Origin of the sequence: Pontiella sulfatireligans (assembly GCF_900890705.1) — a bacterium.
GTDB lineage: Bacteria > Verrucomicrobiota > Kiritimatiellia > Kiritimatiellales > Pontiellaceae > Pontiella > Pontiella sulfatireligans.
In genome coordinates, this window is sequence record NZ_CAAHFH010000003.1 from 524,906 (window position 1) to 547,639 (window position 22,734).

20 protein-coding genes are annotated in these 22,734 nt (G+C 55.2%); 16 read left to right on the forward strand and 4 right to left on the reverse strand.

Annotation, left to right across the window (positions count from 1 at the left end; genetic code table 11):
* The first annotated feature begins 342 nt into the window (after window positions 1-342).
* The 16 genes from SCARR_RS26590 (at window position 343) to SCARR_RS26665 (ending at window position 16,879) form a co-directional block, all read left to right on the forward strand.
* Entirely contained in the window at window positions 343-2,241 is a 1,899-nt protein-coding gene (locus tag SCARR_RS26590; protein WP_136065532.1) for a phosphoenolpyruvate carboxykinase (GTP), read from the forward strand.
* A gap of 470 nt (window positions 2,242-2,711) precedes the next feature.
* Window positions 2,712-3,104, forward strand: coding sequence for a hypothetical protein (locus tag SCARR_RS26595; protein ID WP_136065534.1), 393 nt, complete (start codon window positions 2,712-2,714; stop codon window positions 3,102-3,104).
* A gap of 311 nt (window positions 3,105-3,415) precedes the next feature.
* Window positions 3,416-3,826 carry a type IV pilus modification PilV family protein gene (locus SCARR_RS26600; RefSeq protein ID WP_136065536.1) on the forward strand — a complete coding sequence of 137 codons (411 nt, stop codon included), beginning with the start codon at window positions 3,416-3,418 and terminating at the stop codon, window positions 3,824-3,826.
* 4 nt (window positions 3,827-3,830) lie between these two features.
* On the forward strand, window positions 3,831-4,607 hold the full coding sequence (locus SCARR_RS26605) for a type II secretion system protein (RefSeq protein WP_168433646.1): 777 nt from the start codon (window positions 3,831-3,833) through the stop codon (window positions 4,605-4,607).
* Window positions 4,608-4,612: 5 nt separating this feature from the next.
* Window positions 4,613-5,662, forward strand: a complete 1,050-nt coding sequence (locus SCARR_RS26610; RefSeq protein WP_136065540.1) for a type II secretion system minor pseudopilin — start codon at window positions 4,613-4,615, stop codon at window positions 5,660-5,662.
* Window positions 5,619-7,010: a PilN domain-containing protein gene (locus SCARR_RS26615; protein WP_136065542.1), complete on the forward strand. Its 1,392-nt coding sequence runs from the start codon at window positions 5,619-5,621 to the stop codon at window positions 7,008-7,010. The genes SCARR_RS26610 and SCARR_RS26615 overlap by 44 nt, the downstream gene beginning before the upstream one ends.
* Entirely contained in the window at window positions 7,007-7,552 is a 546-nt protein-coding gene (locus SCARR_RS26620) for a GspMb/PilO family protein (RefSeq protein WP_136065544.1), read from the forward strand. Before SCARR_RS26615 ends, SCARR_RS26620 begins: the two co-directional genes overlap by 4 nt.
* Window positions 7,553-7,565: 13 nt before the next feature.
* Window positions 7,566-8,189, forward strand: a complete 624-nt coding sequence (locus SCARR_RS26625) for an MBL fold metallo-hydrolase (protein WP_136065546.1) — start codon at window positions 7,566-7,568, stop codon at window positions 8,187-8,189.
* 27 nt (window positions 8,190-8,216) lie between these two features.
* The gene (locus SCARR_RS26630) at window positions 8,217-8,597 is read left to right on the forward strand and encodes a RidA family protein (RefSeq protein ID WP_136065547.1); all 381 of its coding nucleotides are present in this window, start codon (window positions 8,217-8,219) and stop codon (window positions 8,595-8,597) included.
* Window positions 8,597-9,658, forward strand: coding sequence for an FAD:protein FMN transferase (locus SCARR_RS26635; RefSeq protein WP_136065549.1), 1,062 nt, complete (start codon window positions 8,597-8,599; stop codon window positions 9,656-9,658). Before SCARR_RS26630 ends, SCARR_RS26635 begins: the two co-directional genes overlap by 1 nt.
* Window positions 9,659-9,714: 56 nt before the next feature.
* Window positions 9,715-10,431 (forward strand): LysM peptidoglycan-binding domain-containing protein, encoded by a 717-nt coding sequence (locus tag SCARR_RS26640; protein ID WP_136065551.1) that lies wholly within the window; start codon window positions 9,715-9,717, stop codon window positions 10,429-10,431.
* Window positions 10,432-10,447: 16 nt separating this feature from the next.
* On the forward strand, window positions 10,448-10,909 hold the full coding sequence (locus SCARR_RS26645) for a methylated-DNA--[protein]-cysteine S-methyltransferase (protein WP_136065553.1): 462 nt from the start codon (window positions 10,448-10,450) through the stop codon (window positions 10,907-10,909).
* Between the two features lie 95 nt (window positions 10,910-11,004).
* On the forward strand, window positions 11,005-13,464 hold the full coding sequence (locus SCARR_RS26650; protein WP_136065555.1) for a glycogen/starch/alpha-glucan phosphorylase: 2,460 nt from the start codon (window positions 11,005-11,007) through the stop codon (window positions 13,462-13,464).
* A gap of 703 nt (window positions 13,465-14,167) precedes the next feature.
* Window positions 14,168-14,350: a hypothetical protein gene (locus tag SCARR_RS26655; RefSeq protein ID WP_136065557.1), complete on the forward strand. Its 183-nt coding sequence runs from the start codon at window positions 14,168-14,170 to the stop codon at window positions 14,348-14,350.
* 96 nt (window positions 14,351-14,446) lie between these two features.
* Entirely contained in the window at window positions 14,447-15,091 is a 645-nt protein-coding gene (locus tag SCARR_RS26660; protein ID WP_168433647.1) for a 6-phosphogluconolactonase, read from the forward strand.
* Window positions 15,092-15,220: 129 nt separating this feature from the next.
* Window positions 15,221-16,879 (forward strand): hypothetical protein, encoded by a 1,659-nt coding sequence (locus SCARR_RS26665; protein ID WP_136065561.1) that lies wholly within the window; start codon window positions 15,221-15,223, stop codon window positions 16,877-16,879.
* Between the two features lie 61 nt (window positions 16,880-16,940).
* On the opposite strand, the gene ilvN is transcribed toward SCARR_RS26665, so the two are convergent.
* The 4 genes from ilvN to SCARR_RS26685 form a co-directional block, all read right to left on the reverse strand.
* Window positions 16,941-17,444: an acetolactate synthase small subunit gene (ilvN, locus tag SCARR_RS26670; protein ID WP_187356393.1), complete on the reverse strand. Its 504-nt coding sequence runs from the start codon at window positions 17,442-17,444 to the stop codon at window positions 16,941-16,943.
* 118 nt (window positions 17,445-17,562) lie between these two features.
* Window positions 17,563-19,284: a biosynthetic-type acetolactate synthase large subunit gene (ilvB, locus tag SCARR_RS26675; protein WP_136065563.1), complete on the reverse strand. Its 1,722-nt coding sequence runs from the start codon at window positions 19,282-19,284 to the stop codon at window positions 17,563-17,565.
* Window positions 19,285-19,531: 247 nt separating this feature from the next.
* Window positions 19,532-21,586: an LPS-assembly protein LptD gene (locus tag SCARR_RS26680; protein ID WP_136065565.1), complete on the reverse strand. Its 2,055-nt coding sequence runs from the start codon at window positions 21,584-21,586 to the stop codon at window positions 19,532-19,534.
* Window positions 21,573-22,694, reverse strand: a complete 1,122-nt coding sequence (locus SCARR_RS26685; protein WP_136065566.1) for a tetratricopeptide repeat protein — start codon at window positions 22,692-22,694, stop codon at window positions 21,573-21,575. Before SCARR_RS26685 ends, SCARR_RS26680 begins: the two co-directional genes overlap by 14 nt.
* Window positions 22,695-22,734 lie beyond the last annotated feature (40 nt).

Sequence of the window (22,734 nt, forward strand, 5' to 3'; positions counted from 1 at the left end):
TCGTCTTGGGAACGCGGCCCCAACGAAACCGCCAACCGCATCATTCGCAAGATCATTCCCTAAGGATGCGATATCGGGAAGGTTACTTATATAGGTATCCGTAAGATCAAGGACTGGATCAATCACTATCCTTGCAAGATCCCGAATTTTAAAACCGCTGAAAAACTGTTCGCTCTGGAGGTGGCAGCATGAGATGCCCACCATTATCAAAAGTTGGGCATTTTAATTTTCAGTCTACCTCAATTTACTAGTTTAGCTAAAAAAGCTCTTCTCCTCTTGCGACGCCCTGAAAATATGAATACAGTGCCCCGCATTATGAATTTTGACTCAAAGGAGATTAATATGAATTCAAAATATACAGAATTACTCAAAAGCAAAATGAATGCTGAGAGCTATGAAAAACTGATCGCTCTCGGAAACAACGAAGTCATTGACTTTGTTGGCCTATTCGCAGGCCACTGCAACCCTGCCTCCATCTATGTTTGCAATGACAGCAAGACGGATGAAGAATACATCAAATCCAAAGCCCTTGAACTCGGCGAGGAATTCCAGCTCGCGAAAAACGGCCAAACCATTCATTGGGATGGCTATGCCGATCAAGCACGCGATAAAGTGAACACAAAATACATGGTTTACAAAGAGAATCTCGAGAAGATGAAATCTCTTAATTCCGTGGAATTCGAAGCCGGACAAGAAGAGATCATGGGCATCTCCAAAAATATCATGGCAGGCAAAGAGGTCGTCGTTAAATTCTTCTGCGAAGGCCCCGCGTTCTCTGAATTCACCATGCCTTGCGTTCAGCTCACCGATTCCTGGTACGTTGCCCACTCCGAATCCATTCTCTACCGCCCAGCCTATGAGCATTTCAAAAGCATGGCGGCAGACGATAAACAATTCTTCAAATTCGTCCACTCTGCGGGTGAACTCGATGAACGCAACTGCACGAAGAACATCGATCAGCGCAGAATCTACATGGACACGCAGAACAACATTGTCTACTCCATGAATGATCAGTATGCCGGGAATTCCATCGGCCTGAAAAAACATTCCATGCGCTTGGCCATCAATAAAGCCGGACAAGAAGGCTGGCTCTGCGAACACATGTTCCTCATGGCTTGCCTCAACGAAGAAGCAGGAAGAAAGACCTACTTTGCAGGTGCTTATCCTTCCGCTTGCGGAAAAACATCCACGGCCATGATTCCCGGCGAACAGATCGTCGGCGATGACATCGCCTACTTCCGCAACATCGACGGTGAATTCCGCGGCGTAAACGTTGAACAGGGCATCTTCGGAATCATCAAAGACGTCAATACAGAAGACGACCCGGTCATTTTCGCCAATCTCATGCGCGATCAGGAATTGATTTTCTCCAACGTACTGCGCGGACCCGACAATCAGCCCTACTGGCTCGGCTCAGGCCTTGAAACGCCCAATGAAGGTGACAATCACTCCGGATCCGACTGGAAAGAAGGCAAGACCGATGCGGCAGGAAACGTCATTCCAGTTGCTCATGGAAACGCCCGCTACACCATGCGACTCGACTACCTCGAGAATTACGACAAAAAAGGCTTTGAAGCCAAAACAGGCGTCAAAGTCGACGGCATCCTTTACGGCGGACGCGACAGCGACACCTGCGTTCCGGTTGAAGAATCCGCCTCTTGGGAAGCCGGAATTCTGATTAAAGCATGTACGCTTGAATCCGAAACCACCTCGGCCACCCTCGGAAAAGAAGGCGTTAGAAACCCGAGCCCAATGGCGAATATGGACTTCGTTTCTTATCCTTTGGGTGAGTACACCATGAACAACATTGCTTTCGGAAAAAGCGTTGATCAGACTCCGAAGGTATTTTCGACCAACTACTTTCTGCGGACCAAAGAAGGTAAATTCTGCACCGACAAACTGGCCAAGAAAGTTTGGTTGCACTGGGCGGAAGGAAGAATCCACGGCGAATATGAAACCCTCGATACTCCGACTGGTAAAATTCCCCTTTTCGAGGATTTGAAGGTTCTCTTCAAAAAGTACCTCGATCTGGACTACACCCTGCCCGAGTACACCTACCAGTTCACCTTCCGTTGTTCCAAATGGATCGAAAAACTGCAACGTTCGACCGCATACTTCAAGAAAATGGATGCAAACTGCCCGTCCACCATCTTTGAAGCTTGGGAAAAAGAAATTGCAACCATTGAAAAAGCCCAGGCTGATTTCGGCGACGAAATTGAACCGGGCAAATTTTCAATCTAAGAAAATCATCCAATCCGGAACCTTCCGGATTGGATGTCCTCCGAAAGGGTTGCTTTCAGGAAACTGGACAGCAACCCTTTTTTATCCCCTCCTCCCAACACTTCTTCGACAACAAAACAGGCAACTAGCTCAATCTATGCTAAAGGATGCCTTTTGCGATAGCCACAGTAGCCGTTGCGACGGTTCAGGGTATGATGCGGCCATGGATAGAGCCTGTCGCATTGAAACAGGTTTTAATGCCGCGCATCATTTCGTCTTTTTATCAGCAAACCAAAGTATAAGCACCTAACAACCAGGAATATGTAAAAATTTTATCGCAAGCAACTCTTATGCAACCGGCCCGGTTTGCGATATACTCATAAAGCGTTTTTGAAACAATTGGGGTAATCATAGTTTGATCAGATGTGACTTCATTTAAATCCCAACATCCGGCTTGAGTTTCCCCTCTCGATCCTATTTTTTTACTCGTTATGAGACACCAAAAAGCCAAAGCATGGGAAAAGAAGCTCAAAAGCGTCTTCGACGAAATCGACGCTGAGCTTGAAAAGCAGTACAGCAACCGCTTTAACCTGCACCCCTCCCGCTCCAGCGAGGGCACCACCTCCAATCCCGAAATGGACGGCCTCTTCAATGTGGGCGCCTCCTACTCCGCCGGCTTCGGCTCGAAGTTCGGCCCCGGCTATGTGGTTGAAGTCCGCCTGTCCACCCTCCAGCGCGTGCCTCTGGAACTGACGAGCGAAATGAATGAGAAAGTGAAAGCCTTGCTCAGCGAAAAGCTCCCTCTCGCTTTTCCCGGAAAAACGCTCCACATCGACAACGAGCGCCACCACCTGCGCATCCACGGCGACCTGAGTCTGGACTAAACCACGGTGCATTCTTGATATGCATGCATGAAGGGAATAGAAACCATTCAATACACGATTCGCCCAGCTTCAGCTCCAGGGAACCCCTCTTCCGACAAACGATATTTGGATCGCGGCGCTCGCTATCCTGCATGACCTTCTCCTTTATTCCCGAGTCACGCACTTCGACAACCTCCCACAGGTCGCGAGGATCGATTGATCTTCAAGCACATCCGTCCTAAATTGTGCTGACATATATTTGAAGGCAATAAAAAGCGGGCGATGTTTGTCTTTATTTAACCCATGCGAACTGGGATTGTTTAATTCTGATTATGAAACGCACTTCCCCATCCCGAAAAGGCCTGACATTGATCGAGGTTCTTGTCGCCATGCTGATCCTCAGTATAGGCGTAACCTCCATGATGGTGGCCATGACGCGCTGCCTGGCCGTGGTGCGGACCGCCCGCAACCGGGAGGTGGCCCGCGGCCTGATCCGGCGCGTCGACATCGAACACCCCATTGAAAGCGTCGATATGGCAGAACTGTCCGAATCGGGCGATTTCGAGGATGTCGACGGCTATGTCTGGATGCGCGACATTTTAATGGTCGATGAAGAGGAGCGTCCCGGCCTGTTTTTTGTAACCACGCGCATTCAATGGTCGGAGCGCGGCCGCGACGCCTTTGAGGAAATCACCACCTATAAGTATGCGCCCGACGCAGAAAGCATCAGCAAAGAATTCTAGAACCGTGAAACTCAAAACTCAAAATCTGAATATAGAACAAAAGCGAGCCTTCACGCTGCTGGAAGTAATCGTGGCGATGGTGGTGCTGACGATTGCGCTGTCGGTGGCCTTCCAAGCCTTCAGCGGCACGATCCGTGCGTGGAAGCGCGGCACCGAAGTCATCGACGGCATGAAGCATGGCGATTTTGCGATGAACCAGCTTGTTTCGGCAATCAACTCCACCATCTACTTCAACAATCCCCGCAAAACCTATGCCTTCAAGGTTGAAAAAAACACCTCCGCCGGACTGCCGGCCGACGAGATCAGCTTTGTAACCTCCAGTGGCGCCTTTATGCCGGAATACTCCCCCTTCACCGACGGCCCGCACCGGATCAAGCTGCTCATCGACGACGATGACCGCGGAAACCCCGCCCTGTTCGTCATCGCCATGCCGGCCATTGCAAACGACGAAGATTTTGAAGACGAATACGACGCCGAGCCCGAGTTGGCGTCGCGCGCGGTCCAAGGACTGGAAGTTCTCTTCTGGGATGACGAAGCCGAAGACTGGACCGAAGAATGGGAAAAGGAGAATTCCGTTCCCGAGCGCATCCTGCTGACGGTCTTTGTTGTATCCGACGATGAAGACGAAGAGCCGATAGAGTTTGCACGGGTCATCGATATTCCCGTTGCCCGGTCCGTCGAAGCCAAACTGAGAAGCCCCTCCTCTACCGATCAAAGCAGCGGAAGTACCGGAAACTCCGGCGGTGGCAACAACAGCATCACAATCGGCGGAGCAAAATAAAACCGATGAGCAAGCATCCCTCCCATCATGATTACACGAAGAAAAACGGCGCCGCGCTGATCGTGGCGCTGTGGGTGCTGATCATCCTGTCGCTGATCGTCGGCTCGTTCGCCTTCGAGGTGAAGCTCGAATCCATGCTGGTTTCGTATAAACGCAAAAGATTCCGCGCCGAAATGATGGCGCTTTCCGGGCTGGAATACGCCAAGGCCATCCTCGACCAGCGCCAAGACGCCAAAGAGCTCGAAATCGAAGACCTCGATGAGGACAAAGACGGCTTCATGCAGGCGGCGCTGTTTGTCAAACGCGGCCTTTCCACCACCTCCACCATCGAGCTCGGCGACGGCTCCTTCTCCGTCACCCTCGAATCGGCCGAAGGAGGCCGCAACGTCAACACGCTCACCCGCGACCAGTGGATCGGCATATTTGAAATTGCCAACATTCCCTCGACGGACTGGGATGCCATGATCGACTGCCTCGAGGACTGGATCGATGAAAGCGACCTTCACGGACTCAACGGCGCAGAGTCCGACGACCCCTTCTACGAGGAGCGCGGCTATCCCGTAAAAAACGGCCCGCTCGACAGCATCGAGGAGCTGCTGCTCATCAAAAACTGGGGACCGGACATCCTCTACGGCAAGCCCGCCGATGAAGACAGCGACGAGATCTACCCGATTGCCGACATCCTCACGGTTTGGGGCGACGGCAAGGTGAACCTCAACACCGCCAGCGCCGACCTGCTGCTCAGCTATGCGGAATATGAAGACTGGGAGCTCGAAAGCGTCTTCGAAGCCCGCAAAGGCGAAGACGGCGAAGACGGAACGATCGACGATGGAATCAAGAGTCTGGCCGACGTCGGGGCCGATCCCAATAAATTTAAATTGCAAAGTGAGTTTGTGAAGGTAACTTCTATTGGCGATATATACGGCACCCAGTATCAAATCGAGTGCATCTTCCTGGTGCAGAACAAAGACTCAATGGTGGTTTACTGGAGCGAAGGACCGGTTAAGAAAAATGCGAATACGCGAGAAGATGATAACGGCGACCTGCCGTACTGAGAACGGCATAGAATGGACCAGCCTGAAGATCAAGGCGGACGGTCCGGAACCCGCACAGCACGGTGCTCTCCCGCTGTCGATCCCTGACGGCTCCGCCGCCGAAATTCTGGACAAACTCGTGTTGCCGGATGATATTGCCGAGCATCTCAAGGGCGACATCACCGTAGCAATGCGCACCTCCGAACTGCTGATGCGAACCATGGAGTTCCCCACGGCGGACCCTCAGGAAATTGCCGACATGGTCGGCTTTCAAATCGACAAGGCCTCCCCCTTCCCCGCCGACCAGCTCGCCATCGCGCACGAAGTGCTGCACTTTTCAGAGAACAGCGCAACCGTGCTCATGGCCGCCGCCAAGCGCGAATGCATCGACGCCATCGGCGACACATTCAGCCGGCACGGCGTCCACATCCACAGCATCGACGCCAGCATCCTCGGATGGATGCAGCTGATCCGCGAACACGGCGAACTGGCCAAGACCGGCTGCGAAATCCTGATCGTAGACGACGGCATGGACTTTTCTCTGGCCGTCCTCTCGGACGGCCTGCCGATGGCGTTCCGCGCCCTGCATGCCCAACTCGACGACATGAACGTCGTGGACGAACTGGCCTACGAAATAAACTACACGCTCACGATGCTCGACGGCGAACACGTCCTGGAGACGCCAGAAGCCATTCAGTTCTGGAGCTTCAACGGCGTGCCGGAACCGCTGCAGGCCAAACTCACGGCCAAAACCGGACTCGCCATCCACTGCGGCGAACTCAGCGCCCTGCCGCCACTCTCCGAAGGCATCATCCAGCGCGCGCTCAAAACCGAAAGCCACATCGAACTGATTCCGCGCGAATGGATCGACCATGAAAACCGCGTGATGCTGCGCAAAAAGTTCACCCTCATTTCCTCCGCCATCGCCGCCGTCTGGATCTTCGTCCTGCTCATCTTCTTCGGCATCTACAAGACACGCGACCTCAAGCTCGCCGGCGTGCAGGGCCGCGCCAACGCCATTGCTCCTGCCGCCAACCAGGCGTTGCAGAACCGCAAGAAGCTCAAGGCGCTCAAGGTCTACACCGACCGCTCTGATTCCGCACTGGAATGCCTCCGCGAAGTCACAAGCCAGCTACCGTCCGGCGACATCGAGTTTGTTTCCTACAACTACAGCAAAGGCAAAGGGGCGACCCTGCGCGGCACGGCCGCCAACGACGACCTCGTTAACGACTTTTTTGTCAAACTCACCAAGTCAACGCTGTTCGAACGGCTCAAGGACCAGTCGGTGAACACCAAAACGACCAAAGGCGTGCGGCGCGCCGTCTTTTCGGTTACGCTGGTGCTGCCGGCTGAGGAGGAAGACAAATGAAAATTACTCAACGCGAAATGATTCTGGGCGTGGCCACGCTCGCCTGCGTGCTCGCCGGCGCAACGTGGTACATCATCGACAGCAAAATTGATGCTTGGCATACCAAGAAAAACGAGATAGCAAAACTCAACCAGCAAATCAGCCTGCACCAGAACGCCATTAAAATGCAGGAAGACTGGCTGGACGACTTGAACGCGCTTCAAAAAGAACTGCGGGCGTTCGACTCCAAACAAAAATCCGTGTCCCCAGCGCTGATGAAAACCATCAAATCGATCTCCAGCAAGCACGGCCTCGTCATCAACCGCAGCCAACCCTACAACGAAAAGCCGACCGGCGACCTCTTCGAACTTGGCATCAACTGCACCTGGGAAGGCACCCTCGAGTCGATGGTGAACTTTCTGGCCGACCTGCAGCAGCAAGGCGTCCGCTACGACGTGCGCACCCTCAACGTCACCCCGGTCGGCAAAAGCACCGGCAAGCTTAAAGGCAACATGGTGATCAACTGCGCCTATACCCGAAAGCCGGGCGCGGCAAAGAACTAACCAGAGCAGCGAAATGAACCTCGACGCAATCACAACCGGCGCCTTTCAAGAAATCTGCTACATCGTCTGGGGCAAAGCCAAGCGGGCGCTGGTGCTCGATCCCGGCCAGGACGCCCCGCTCATTTTCCAAGCGCTCGAAAAGCACGGCTTGGAGGTCGAGGCCTACATCTGCACGCACGGCCACGCCGACCACATCAATGCACTCGCCGAGGTGCACGCCAAGCACCCCGCCCCCGTTGCCATGCACTCCGGCGACTGGTCGTGGGCGTTCGGCGACATGAACCAGATTGAGCCCCACTACCCCGTTCCCAGACGCCCGGACGTCGAAGATGCCCTGCGTCTGGAAAGCGCCAAAGACTGGACCTTTTCCGACCTGAAGTTCCAATGCCTGGAAACACCGGGGCACACCCCCGGATCCTGCTGCATCCTCTTTCCCGAAGGACGCATCATGATTGCCGGCGACACGCTGTTCAAAGGCTCCTGCGGACGCACCGACCTGCCCGGAGGCAGCCCGCGCCAACTGAAAGATTCGCTGAACAAACTCAAACAGCTGCCCGACGAAGTACGCGTTTTCCCCGGCCACGGGCCGGACACCACCGTCGGCATTGAACGCGCCACCAACTTTTTCATGCACTAGCCGCTACAGTAAAAAAAGGAGCCACCTATGAAGCATATCATCAATACCGAAAACGCGCCGGCGCCGATCGGCCCCTACAATCAAGCCGTCAAAAGCGGCCACCTGCTCTACACCTCGGGCCAAATCCCGATCGACCCCGCCACCGGCCTGCTGGTGTCTGGAGGCATCCGCGAACAGGCGATTCAAGTGCTCGAAAACCTTAAAGTGGTTTTGGAGGAGGCGGGAAGCACGCTCGAAGACGTCATCAAAACCACCGTATTCCTCGCCGACATGACCGACTTCCCCGAACTCAACACCATCTATGCGGAATATTTCAGCGAGGCCAATGCTCCAGCGCGCTCCACCGTACAAGTCGCCGCCCTGCCCAAAGGCGCTTTGGTGGAAATCGAGCTGGTGGCCAAGGTCTGATGACGCGCAAGAAAGTGATCCAAATGATCGCCGGGCTGGTGCTGGTGCTGGTGCTCGGCATCGGCAGCTATTGGCGCTCGCCCACCATTGAAAACCCCGCGCACTGGGGCGAAACCATGGGCACGACGTACAGCGTCAAAATTACCGGCCCGGTCAAGCAGCGCGAGCTTAAGCGGCTCACGCAACTCATCAACCAACAACTGGCCGAAGTCAATCGCCAGATGTCGACCTGGGATGCCGCGAGCGAGATTTCCCGCTTCAACCATTCGGATTCCACCGAACCGTTTCGCTGCTCGGATGCATTTGCCGCGGTGGTCGGGCGCGCGCTGGAGCTTTCGGGTTCGAGTGGCGGTGCATTTGATCCCACTCTGCAGCCCCTGCTCAATCTATGGGGATTCGGCAGCGAAGGCGCAGAGCGCCAGATTCCGGCCGACGCCGCAATTGCCAAAGCCAAAGCGCAAACCGGTTGGCGCAAGCTGACGGCCGAAGACGGCCCCATCCTCCGAAAAAGCACCCCCGAACTCTCACTCGCTCTCGGCGCCATTGCCAAAGGCTACGGCGTGGACGAACTGGCAAGCACGCTGACCGATTCCGGCTATGAAAACTGGTTTGTTGAAATTGGCGGCGAAGTGGTGGTTCAGGGAACCAACCCCGACGGCGTTCCGTGGAAGATCGGCATTCAGAAGCCGACCACCAACCCGATGGAAGAGGGACAGCTGCAGGGCATCGTCCACATAACCAACGGCGCCGTGGCCACCTCGGGCGACTACCGCAACTATATCCTTGAAGACGGCGTCGTCTATTCCCACATCCTCGATCCGCGCTCCGGCCGCGCCGTGCTTTCGGACACGGCCAGCGTGACGGTCGCTGCGCCGAACTGCATGGATGCCGACGGCTTGGCCACGGCGCTCTTCGTGATGGGCGCGGACGAAGGCCTGCCCTGGGTCGAGCGTCAGCCAGATGTTGAGGCCCTGTTTCTGACGCGTGGCGCCAGCGGGGAAATATTCGAAAAATTTAGTTCGGGATTTGTCGAGGCCGCAGGCTATATTCCCAACTATTAACTGCTCGAGAAAACGAAGCAGACCGGCCTGCCTAAACGAAGAAAAGGAATAACACCATGCGCACAATCTGCCCCCTCCCCCTGTTCATAGCGGCCCTGTTGCTGGCCGGTTGCAGCAAAGACGCCAAAACGATCGACGAAAAAGAAGAGCGCGATCCGCTGGTCAAGACCGGGCAGTCGTATATGGATATCGAGGACTGGAATAAAGCCGAAGACGCCTTCAAGCAGGCCATCGAAAACGAACCGCGCATGGCCCGCCCGCATCTGCAGCTGGCCACGATCTACCAGCAGCACAAGCCGGACTACGCCCACGCCATCTATCACTATGACCGCTATCTTGAACTGCGGCCGGACTCCGAAAAGGCCGGACTGATCAACGACCAGAAACAAAAGATCGAGCAAGCGCTGGCCTACAACATCATCAAAAACTCGCCGGATGTGCAGCGGGTCGTCAGCCAGCTGCAGGCCGCCCAGCGCGAAAACGCCGAGCTCAAGCGCCAGTTGGCCGGCATGCAGCCGAAAAGCGCGGCAACCGTCACGCCCGCACAACAGACCGTCACGAAAACAGTCCCCAAAAGCGCAACGCAAGCCGTCAATTCAAATTCAGCCGCCCACCAGATCTACCATGTTGAAGGCGGCGACAACCTCACTAAGATTGCCCAGAAATTTTACGGCAACGACGAATGGGAGCCAATCTACGAAGCCAACCGAGACCGCATGAAATCGCCGGGCGACCTGCGCGTGGGCCAGACGCTGGTCATTCCTAAAAAATAGAACCGAGCGCCATCCGATGAAAATCAAACGCCATTGCACAACGACATGGGGCGTCATCACCGTATGTCTGGAAGACGGTGCCGTGACGGACTGCACGCTGCCCTTTCTCGAAGAAGAACCCGCCGAAGGCTTCGCCATTCTAGAAAAGGACGCCGGACCGGAGGGCGCCTTCATTGAAGCGGTCTTTTCCGGACGCACCGTGAAAAACCCTCCCGCTGTAAAACTAAAGGGCACCGGTTTCCAGCAACTGGTTTGGCGGGCCATTGCCGACACGCCCAAAGGCCAAACCAAAACCTATGGCGAGCTCGCTAAGGCGGTCGGACGGCCCCGCGCCTGCCGGGCGGTTGCCAACGCCTGCGGACGCAATCCAGCGCCGCTTTTCTTCCCTTGCCACCGAATTGTAGGTGCGAACGAAAACATGGGCGGTTTCTCTGCGGGACTCCCTTGGAAGCGCCTTTTGCTGAACGCAGAACACTAAGCTCTTTTTTTCATGCCAAGAGGGCTTGCATCCCCCTACCCGCTGGGCTAAGTAGAAAGGCGATTTACGTGAACAAACTAAAGGAATTTTAAAAAATGAAGCATTTTAAAGAAAGCATAACCGCCGACCTGTTGGCTGAACGCGCGCTTTTCCACCTTAAATACAGCCGGGGAAAAGACCTCCGCGCCGCTACGACCTTCGATAAAATGAGCTGCTTTTCCCACGCCGTGCGCGACATGGCCGTGGATGGATTCATCGCCACACAGCGCAAGTACCTCGACAACGACGTCCGCCGCGTCAACTATCTTTCAATGGAATACCTCATCGGCAAAATGCTGGCGAACAACGTCGTTGCACTCGGCATCGTGGAAACCTCCAAAGAAGCGCTAAAGAAACTCGACATCACGGTTGAAGAAATTCTCGAACTCGACGTCGAAGCCGGACTCGGCAACGGAGGCCTCGGCCGTCTGGCCGCCTGCTACCTTGACTCGCTCGCCACCATGGAACTGCCGGCCTACGGCTACGGCATCCGCTACGAACACGGCATCTTCCGGCAGGAGTTCGACAACGGCTGGCAGTGCGAACGCCCCGACGAATGGCTGGCCAACGGCTACCCATGGGAGCTGATTCGGCCGGAATACACGCTGCCGGTTTGCGTCTACGGACGCGTGAAGAAAAACTTTATTCCGGGCCGCGGCTCGGTGGATGTCTGGGAAGACTGGCAGATGTTCGAAGCCGTCCCCTACGATGTTCCGATCATTGGATACGGCGTCAACACGGTCAACATGCTCCGCCTGTGGAAATCGCAGCCGGCCGAAGGCTTCCGCCTCGACGTCTTCAACCAAGGCGACTATGTCCGTTCGGTGGAAGAAAAAAACTGGGCGGAAAACGTGACCAAGGTGCTGTATCCATCCGACTACACCTATGCCGGCAAAGAGCTGCGCCTCATTCAGGAATACTTCCTGGCCTCCTGCTCCGTACGCGACATTATCCGCCGCTATAAGAAAACCCACAACGACTTCAGCAAGTTTGCCGAAAAGAACGTGGTTCAGCTCAACGACACACACCCGACGCTTGCCATTGTCGAGCTGATGCGCGTCCTGCACGACGAAGAAGCCATGCCGTGGGACAAGGCATGGGATATCACCGTCAACACCTTCTGCTACACCAACCACACCCTGCTCGCTGAAGCATTGGAAAAATGGACGGTCGACCTCCTGCAGCGCGTACTTCCGCGCCACATGCAGATCATCTACGAAATCAACCACCGCTTCCTCCAGAAGCTGGAAATCAACTTTCCCGGCGACGGCGACTTGATGCGCGCGGTATCGCTCATTGAAGAAGGCCCTCACCAGCAGGTGCGCATGGCCAATCTTTGCGTGGTCGGCAGCAGCAAGGTCAACGGCGTTTCGGCGCTGCACTCTGAACTGCTCCGCACCAAAACCATGCCGGAGTTCGACAAAGTCTACCCCGGCAAGTTCTGCAATGTCACCAACGGCATCACACACCGCCGCTGGCTGCTGAAGTCCAACCCGGAACTGACCGGTCTCATTTCCGATAAAATCGGCGAGGAATGGAAGAAGGACCTCTCCCTCATTAAAACGTTTGAGGACTTCGCCAAGACCAAAGCCATTCAGAAGCGCTTCATGGAAATCAAGCGCGACAACAAGGTGGAGCTTTGCAAAGTCATTAAAGAGCTGACCGGCGAGCATGTCAGCCCCGACTCAATGTTTGATGTTCAGATCAAGCGGCTGCACATGTACAAGCGCCAGTTGCTCAAAGTAATGCACATCATCTACCTCTACCAAAAGATCAAGGCGAATCCCAAAGTCAAGATCCAGGCAAGCACCTTTATCTTTGCGGCCAAAGCCGCGCCGGCCTACCTAATTGCCAAATCGGTGATCAAGCTGATCAACTCCATGGCCGATGTCATCAACCACGACGTGGATGTGGCCGGCCGCCTCAAGGTGGTCTTCCTGCCCGACTACAATGTCTCGCTGGCCGAAAAGATCATTCCGGCCGCCGACATTTCCGAGCAGATCTCCACCGCCGGCCTCGAAGCCTCCGGAACCGGAAACATGAAACTGTCGTTGAACGGCGCACTGACCGTCGGCACCCTCGACGGAGCCAATGTTGAAATTGCCCAGCATGTGGGAGATGAAAACATCTTCATCTTCGGCCACCGCACCGAGGAGCTTGAAGAGCTTCGCACCAAGGGCTACAACCCGTGGGCCTACATGGACAAGTCCAAGGATCTGCAGAACGTGCTCGAAGCCATTCGCGACAATATCTTCGATCCCACGCAGCCCGACCTGTTCAAGGATATCTACAACGACATCACTGAGCACGGCGACTTTTACTTCTACCTCGCCGACTTTGAGCCTTACATCAAGTGCTTCAAAAAAGTCGACAAGCTATACGAAACACCTTCGAAGTGGGCCGAAAAAGCCATCCTCAATGTGGCCCGCATGGGCTGGTTCTCGTCCGACCGCTCCATCCAGAACTACTGCGACGACATATGGCATCTGGAGCGCACACCGATCGAGATGGTCTAAGCCACCAGACGGACCTGAGAAAAAGCGATGGCCCAGCCATCGCTTTTTTTCTGCTCGCTCTTCCGCTCAATCCTTTGATTTTTCTGATTCAATCCTACTTAATTCGTCCCGGTAACGACAAAGATGCCCGGCAACACCTTTCCGCGCCAACCACTTCTGTTTTCTATAGCACTATTCTTTCGCATCAATATCCCCCGTTCCTGCCCATTCCCCTTCCAATTGTGACTCGTGAATCCCGACTGGAGTGGTTAGGGTTTTGCCTGACATCGTCGGAAGGGTCGCATGCCTTACCGAATTTGTGCCCCAATACGGCCCAGCACCTGCACCGGCTGCAAACGGGCGGTTAACCGGAACAGCAGTACGAGGCGGGCAAGCTGTTGGTGTGTTCAGTGAGGCGTAGGCAAACTTTGCTCCGGGAAAGAACCGCAACCGGGCGTCGATGAAGGACATGGCGTGCAAGTCCTTCGTTCTCGCGGTGATTGGGTTTTTACAACCTTGAGTGTTCATAGCCGAGACGCTTTACCTAACTTCATGTTGTGCAGGATGGCACTGCCATTGCTGTTGGTTGGCTCCTGGGTTCATCTTCTGAAAAGATAAGAGACCATTCGACATGCGGCCGAGTGAATCCCTTTCACAAAAAGAGTTGAATCCATCACCGATTTAATTTATACATAGATTAACGAACTTTAAAAGGACTGTAATTATGAGCAAAAAACCCAGTAAACAAGAGTCCAACAAGACCATCGGCATCAACATGAATAAGAAAATGGCGGATGAGCTTACTAAACGGGCAGAATCGATGCACCTTTCGGTCAGCAAATACTGCAAGATCATTCTGCAGCAATGGGTGGATTCCGGCAACAAGCTGAACCTCACCGAAAAATAGAATCCCCATGCGGGAACACGCAACCGGCCTTCTGGCCGGTTTTTTTATGTCCTTTACTCTAACAGCAAGTCAGCTATCTTTCCGCCCATGATCACGTTGCATAGATTTAACTCCATAGAAACACTGACCCTCCAGATGCTGGAGCTTTTGCGCCAAACCCTTTCGACTCCCGGAAACCTGATGCTCAGCGGCGGCTCAACGCCCTACGCCGTCTATAACCGGCTCGCGGCCGCCCCCTGCCCCGTACATCCCAACCGTCGCCTGTTCCTCAGCGATGACCGCATGGAGCCGGCCGATTCTCCAAATAACAACGCCCACAACCTTGACCCGATGCTCAAGGCGCTCGCCTGCGAAGACCGCTTTATCCGGATCGACACCTCCTTGCCGATTGAACAGGCCGCCCGCCAGTTCGAGGCCTGTCTCCAACCCATGGAAACCGGGGATCTCGGCTTCCTCGGCATGGGCGCCGACGGCCATACCGCCGGATTGTTTACGCCAGAGCAGGCGCGGATGGATACGGGGCCTTTAACGCTCTACACCAACCGGCCCGATGGCATGCAGGGCATCAGCGCAACCCCTGCTTTTTTTAAGCGGATTGAAAAAATCGTTCTGCTCGTCACGGGAGAATCGAAGCGAAGCATCATCAATACGCTTTTATCTCGCCCCGACAGCATTCCCGCCGGAATCGCCCTCGGCAAGCATCCCTGCGTTGAGCTTTGGACGGATCTCGAATCGGCTTAAGTAACGCGTTGCATTTCATGCAAATCCCCCATCGCAGATTTGCGCCGTTTCCTTCCTTGAAAAACGGTTTAGGCATGATTCATGCTTTGACTTTAAACATCAAAACTAATTTCAAGAATCAGGGGCTTTATGCAACCAGGAAACCTACACGCAGACCATATGTTCAACCCCATCGAAGATGCCGCCGTACTTAGCGCACTTAACGAGCTGGGCCGATCGATCAATCTGATCACGACCTATGGTAAAAACCACCCGGCCGCCGACCGTGCAGTGGCCGCCGCCGCCGATGCCATGCAGAAACTCTTTATAGAACGTAAAAAAGTGATCATCGGCAGCTTTAACGGAGCGCTGACCATTGATGAGGTTCCCGTCCTCGCCCAAGGCACACTGCTGAAATCGCTGGAGCGGCGCTTGACCCGCCTGCGCATAACCGGGCTTCGCATAACGCGCGGCACCACACAGGATGAGCTGGGCCACCTCGCCAATATCCTGTCGAGCTCCGACGCCGACGAGTATGCCCACGAAATGCAGCGGTCCGGCCTATCACACATCGCCTCGGAAGACGTCAGCTTCAAGGCCGTCCACGAAGACCAGAGCGTGGCCAACAACTCCGAGTTGGCCGGCATGGACGGTAACGGCGTGCTGGTGCTGGAAGACGATTCCCTGGATAATGCCTCCTCCGGAACCGGCGAGGAAAGTTCGGTGCATGTCGAGCAGATCGTGGCGTTCCTCAAAGGCGATATCGAGGCTGACGAAGGCTCCGTCGGCGACGATCTGACCGAAGCCGCCTCCGACCCCGCGCGACTCGGTCAGATGATCATGGAATCGGTGGCCATCCGCCAAGCCGCCTCGGCCCTCTCCGGCGAATCGCTCAGCGATGTGGTTCTCGGGTGCCTGCGCCGCACCTTCGACGGCTTGCGCAAACAACCCGCCTTCCAGACTACGGAAGGCGTAGCAGACCTGCAGAAGGCCCTCCTGCTATTGGAGGAAAGCATGCTCGATAAAATGCGAGACCTCGCTGGCGAAGCCAACCCGGAGGTTGATCGCCAGATCGTTCAGGCCATTCGCGAAATGGACGAAAGCCTCGGCTTTGAACTGGCCGCACGGCAATATGTTGAACACCGCGAATGCCTTGAAGAAAACAAGCAGCAGCTGCAGTCGTTCCTGCAAAGCCGCGGCTCTCTGGTGGCGGAAAGCCTGCTCGAAACCACCGGATTCCCCTCTTCGGACTGGCGGAAAATCGTCGTGGATAGCGGCGGTGCAGTCAACGCAGGCGCAAACCCGCCCATAGCCGCTGGACTCAGCACCTTGGCCACCGTATTTGAAAAGCTCGAATCCGTGATGAAATCGAAGGATGGCAACGAGAATGAGCTCAAGGATCTGCTCGGTCAGGCCAACGAGAATTTAGACGACACCATCGATTCAACCCGGGAAAAGCTCGATACGCTCTCCAAACAGCTCGGCGACACCGGCACCATCGGTGGCCAAGCCCAGGTGATGAGCCGGAAAGAACTGCTCTCCAGCATCTCTGAAGTGGCGCAGGAACTCATGCAGCCGCTCACCGCAATCAACGCCTCGCTGGAAATGATGATTCACGGCTATGTCGGCAGCGTCAGCAACGACCAGCTTGAGATGCTCAATCTGGCCTACAACAGCGGCGAGCACCTTAAGTTTCTCATGAAAGAGTTGATCAACATTGTCGGCCTGCCCGAAAACAAGGGCGTCGACCACCGTTTCCACACCACCAGCGAGCAGGTGGTGCTGATGAAGAGCGGCGACGCGACTTAAAGCCGAAAAAAGGGCAGGAGGGAATCCCCCTGCCCGCAACCTCTTCCAATGGCGGGAAACCCTAGGTCGGTTCCTGCCCGCGCTGCATCACCACCTTGCCGGTGCGGACGAACTCGATGATCGTAAACTTGGCAATCATCTCTTCGAGCGCGTCGATTTTATCAGGATTGCCCACCACCTGCAGAATCATCGATTCCGGTGTCAGGTCGACCGTCTTGCAGCCGTAGTGTTCGGCAATCTGCAGCGCCTCGGAACGGCCTTCGCTGTCGACGGCAATTTTGATCAGCCCCATCTCCTTCATCACCGACTCGTCGTAGGTATGGTCGATGCATTGCAGCACATCAATCAGCTTCAAGACCTGCTTGATGATTTGGTCGAGCCCGTCCGGGTCGCCGCTGCAGCTGATGGTCATCCGCGAAAACTGGCCATCGACCGCCGGCGAAACCACCAGCGACTCGATATTGAACCCGCGGCGCGAAAAAACCTGCGCAATGCGCGCAAGCGCGCCGGGCTTGTTCGAAACATAGACACTCAATGTATGCATGGCTTTATCTGAATTCAGCATATTAAAAACTCCGTTTTAGGGTCGAAGGTCTCATGGTCAAAGGTCGAAGGTCGCCCGCGGATCGAAAGACCTTCGACTTTCGACCGTCCGGCCTTCGGCCACTGGGCCGCCAAACGGCCTAGGTGGATCCTGTCGGCTTTTCGAGTTTCCGGTTCGGCGGCTCGATCAGCATATGCTCGATCGGCGCGCCGGCGGGAATCATCGGGAACACGTTGTCGGTCTTCTCAACTTCGCAGTTGATCAGGCACGGCCCCTCGTTGTAGTCGAGCGCACTCTGCAGCACGCGCTTCACATCGCCGGGGCGGCGCAGGTTAAAACCCTTGATGCCGAACGATTCAGCCAGCTTGACGAAGTCGGGGTTGCCCTCGAGATCCACCCCGCTGGTGCGGTCTTCATAGAACAGCTCCTGCCATTGGCGCACCATGCCGAGATAATGGTTGTTCAAAACCACGATCTTGATCGGCAGCTTATGCAGCGCCGCCGTCGCCAGTTCAAAGAAGGTCATCTGGAAACCGCCGTCGCCAACGAAGCAAACATTGACGTCGTTCGGGCGCCCAAAGGCCGCGCCAATGCAGTACGGCAGGCCAACGCCCATCGTGCCGGCACCGCCGGAGCTGAGCCAGTTGTAGCGGCTGTCGTTCAAATAGAACTGCGCAGCCCACATCTGATGCTGCCCAACGTCGGTCGCCACGCAGGCCTTGCCGTCAGTAAGCTTGTAGAATTCATCAATGATGTGCTGCATCTTGAGGCCGCCCTGCCGCTTGAACTTCAGCGGATACTTGGCCTTGTAACCATCGAGATGCTTGCGCCAGACCGCGGTCTCGAGAACAGGCACATGCTTGATCAACTCTTCGAGCGCCGTCTTGGCATCGGCCACGCAGGCGATCTGCGGCTGGATCATCTTGCCGATTTCGGTGGCATCGATGTCGATGTGGATGATGGTGGCGTTCTTGCAGAACTCGGCAGGCTGGCCAAGAATACGGTCGTCGAAGCGCGACCCAATGTTCAGCAGCAGGTCGCACTCGCAGACGGCCTTATTGGCATAGGCGGTTCCGTGCATGCCCAGCATGCCCAGCGCAAGCTCATGGGTTTCGGGGAATACGCCCTTGCCCAGCAGCGTGGTCGTAACCGGAATCTGCGCCTTTTCAGCCAGCGTCTTCAGAATATTGTCTGCGCCGGAAATCATCGCGCCGTGTCCGGCGAGAATCAACGGACGTTCGGCCTTCGAGAGCGCCTCGGCAATTTCGTGAATGATGTCGTTGTCTACACTAAAATCGAGACGATAGCCTGGCAGATCCATTTCGGCGTGCAGATCGGCCGTACATGGGCCGCCGCTGATATCCTTTGGAATATCGATCAACACCGGACCGGGACGGCCGGTGGTGGAAACATGAAACGCCTCGCGGACAATGCGCGGAATATCGTTGGGATCCTTCACCATATAGGAGTGCTTCACCACCGGCATGGTGATGCCGAAAATATCCGCTTCCTGGAAGGCATCCTTGCCGAGCATCCACGAAACCGACTGCCCGGTCAGGACAATCATTGGAACCGAATCCATATGGGCGGTCATGATGCCCGTAAGCGTGTTGGTTGCGCCGGGGCCGCTGGTAACGAGCACCACGGCCGGCTTGCCGGTGGCGCGCGCATAGCCGTCGGCCATATGGGCCGCGCCCTGCTCGTGACGAACCAGAATAAACTTAATCTTGGTGTTGGTTGTAACCAGCGCGTCGAAAATTGGAATCGCCGCTCCGCCGGAGTAGCCGAATATGTATTCAACTCCCTCACTTTCCAGGCACCGGATAATCGCCTGCCCGCCTTCCATGATTTCATTAGCCATGTTTTTGCCTCCAAATATGAAAGCACCTTATTTTATATCTGATTTTAGTCAATAAAAATACCAACTCAATGCATCGAAGCGGATATGACAACAAATCACGAAAAACAAAGAGCCCGAAACCCCTAATAAAACGAAACAATCGAACGTATTGAACAGCGACGGCTGAAAATAGAAATTATTCGCCAAAAAGCAAAGAGAAACGACTGCTCTTCTGAAACAGAAGATACAATAACAAAAAACAGGAAGACTAAAGACCGCTTCCGATGCCGATGCCCGGATAAGCAGAGAGGCCGATGGAGAACATGACCTGGAATTCATTGTCATCATAGAAGTGGGCTCCCAGGCCGTAGCGCAGGCAGCAAAAGTTTTTATAGGCAATGGCGGCAACTTCTTCGATGTCGTTTTCGTGGTGGTCGTAGCGGCAGTAGGCCTCGAAGGAGGTGTCGGCCTCAGGAAACAGTTCAATCCTTGAAGTCCAGAGGGAGCGTTCGCCCTGCTGGTAGAGATGCTCCAACGAATAGGTAATGTCGTCCGACTCATGGGAGGCGCGTGTATTGAAATAGGGGAATTCGTTCTTGTTCCAGTCGTATGCGCCCTCCAGATCAACCATGGTCCGCTTGGTCAACGGCATGCGGGCATTAAGGAACAGCGGAGAAAACGTATCTTCCGCACCGTTCTTATCGATGAGGTAGTAGGTAAAGACATCAAGATCAATAAAACGCGACAGCTTTCCGTCGCGCTTGGTCTGCAGCACGTTCCGCAAGCCGATCTTGAGTTTGTTTTCATCATCCAGCGTATCGACGTCGTCGAATTGCAGCAACCGGTTGGTGGAAGTCGTGGATTGGGCGTAGATGTAGTCGACGTAAGGCTCCATCTTGTGGCGAAGCCCTTTGCCGTACCACCGCTCGCGATCGGAAAGCACCTTGTTGGCCTGGAACGAAACCTCCATTCCTACGCCCGGAATCTGCCGCACCTCTTCGCTGCCGCCGTTGTACGCGGTGGAATCCGAGTAATAGGTAGCCCGGTAGGTTGCGCGCGGCACGACGCTGAGGAACCCAAAGGTCTGGGGCATGCTCAAAACATTGTAGGAATCGACGCGCGACGAGTTGTAGGCGCTGTCGACGTTGTTGGTTTCCCCGTAAACACGATCAAGATAGGCCACGGAGTTTTCGGACTGGAAATAAAACGGGGAGTTGCCGAGCTTGGTGCGGTAGAGGTCGGCGGAATACTCAACCCGGTTCAGGTTGTCATAATAATCGTTCAGCCGGGTGGAGACAAAAGCCTCTGTTCCCACATAGCTGTTTCCATACACCAGCGACGCATAGTTTTCGGGCTGCGGATTCTTGCGGTATTCCGATTTGAAGAATTCCTCCAGCACGGCGGGGTCGCTGAGGTAGTTCCATTTGGTGTTCAGGTAGGCCGTGTCCGTAAAGTTGTAAAGCTCTTCAAGCTTCAAGCGGTACCGGTCGCGATCGATCTGGTCGCGTGCTTCTTCAGAGTCAAACTTTGTGTAAGGGTCTTGGTCATACAGGTGGAACGCAGAAAACTCACCGACCGAATTGGGATAGTCCCAAGCAAAGCCCTGCCCCAACCCCACGCCTCTTTTCGCATACAGGTTGACGTCGGTAAGGGAGTCGATATTCTTATTCACCGGCACTGTGGCGCGGATCAAGGCAAACGCCCCCCATTCTGAGCCATAGCCCACCCGATAGCTAAAGATGCTTTTCTCCAGATCCTGGCGCCAGTACGGCAGGTAGAACACCGGCACTTTACCCAGATAGACCGTAACGCCCTTGGCTTTGATGTAGCGTTCATCCACCAAATAGGCCTCTCTGGCCCGCAAATGGTAGTGCGTCTTTTCCTCTGGGCAGGTGGTGAAGGTGGCGCCTTTAAGCAGGTATTCATTGGTCGAAACGCGTTCAACGTGATCAACGCTCATCAAGACCGGATCAAATTCAAAGGCGGACGGGCCGAAATCACCGGTCTGCGTGATGTAGTTGTAGTTCAACTCGGTTCCCTGCCAAACCACGTTGTCGCGTTCGAAATGGATATCGCCCTCCATGTGCAGGTCGCCGGTGTCGGGGTTGCCCGATACCATGTCGGCACTAAGCATCACGTTCTCAAAGCGTCCGGTCACGCCGCCACTGGCAATCATGGTTCCATTGGTATACTCCAACCGGGAGGCTTGCAGGTCAAAAGGTTCATCGGGAATGGTTTCGGGCAGGTCGATGCCGGAAGCCAGAGCCAAGGAGGCCGCACCAGCCACAACCAGGAAAACAAGCGTGAGCCTAGCTTTCCTCATTTCCCGCTTCCTTTCCGAACCATGGCAGCGGCCGCGAACGCGGCGCGACGGCAGCGGTATCTTCCGGCATAGCCATCAGCGCCTCCAACTCGCCGATGCGCTCCTGGGCTTCGGGAACCAGCACGCTCAAAGGATATTCCTCCTGCAGCGCGTTATAATAGATGATGGCGGATGCCGGCTGCTTAGGCACCTTGGCGTAGAAACGGGCTTCCTGATACACCTTGCCGGCCTTGATTTCGTAAAACTGGTTGCGCAGCTGAATGATCTCATTCTTCCGGGCAGAATCGGAATAGGTCGACAAAAACACCGTCGTGGCGGTCAACGTCCGGTCCAGCGTATCCAAATTATTGGGATACCTCTCCCTCAACTCTTTCAGGCAGTTGATCTGTCGCCAAGCGCCTTCCTCCGCATGCTTGCTTTCCGGATAACGATAGCCCAGCACGCCGTAAGACATAATCGCCAGCTCCAGATCCTCGGCATGCTCATAGCATTGCCCAATCATGAACTGCGCTTCCGGCGCCCGCACCCACTGCGGACCATTGCGGATCACCTTTTCAAAATAGTCCACGGCGTATTCCGGCGCGCGGTAGCCGCCAAACAGCCAGCGCATACGCTTGCGCTCCATAATCTTTACGGCAATCTCAAACTGATTCTCCAACACCGAACTATAGTCGCGCATGCGGCTGGAATAGTTATCGATCAGATTCTGGTATTCCTCAAACGCCTCTTTCGCCTTGCCGCGCGCATAGAGCATATCCGCCCGGGCCCGGGCCGCCCAAGGCGCTTCCAGGCTGTTCGGCCAGCGGCGCACGAGATACAGCATGCGGCGGTCCGCCTTTTTCAGCCGGCCTTTGCTCTGCGTGTCCCGCGCATATTTCCACTGCTCCGCCGACGTCGCCATTTTCTTGTCGAACATCACCCGCCAAGTGCCGCGCCCCTTCTCTTCAACCATATAGACGCTTTCGGGCGGGGAGCTCTTCCCGTCAGACAGGCCCTTTAAACCGGTATTCAAAGGCTCCATCACGCCACGCGATGCCACGGGAGAAAAAGAAAGCACCGCAACCAGCGCCATTAAGAAATAAGTAGAGATTCGCATAATTCGGGACAATCTAGTGCACCTCGGCGGAATCGGCAATTCCAAAGAAGTG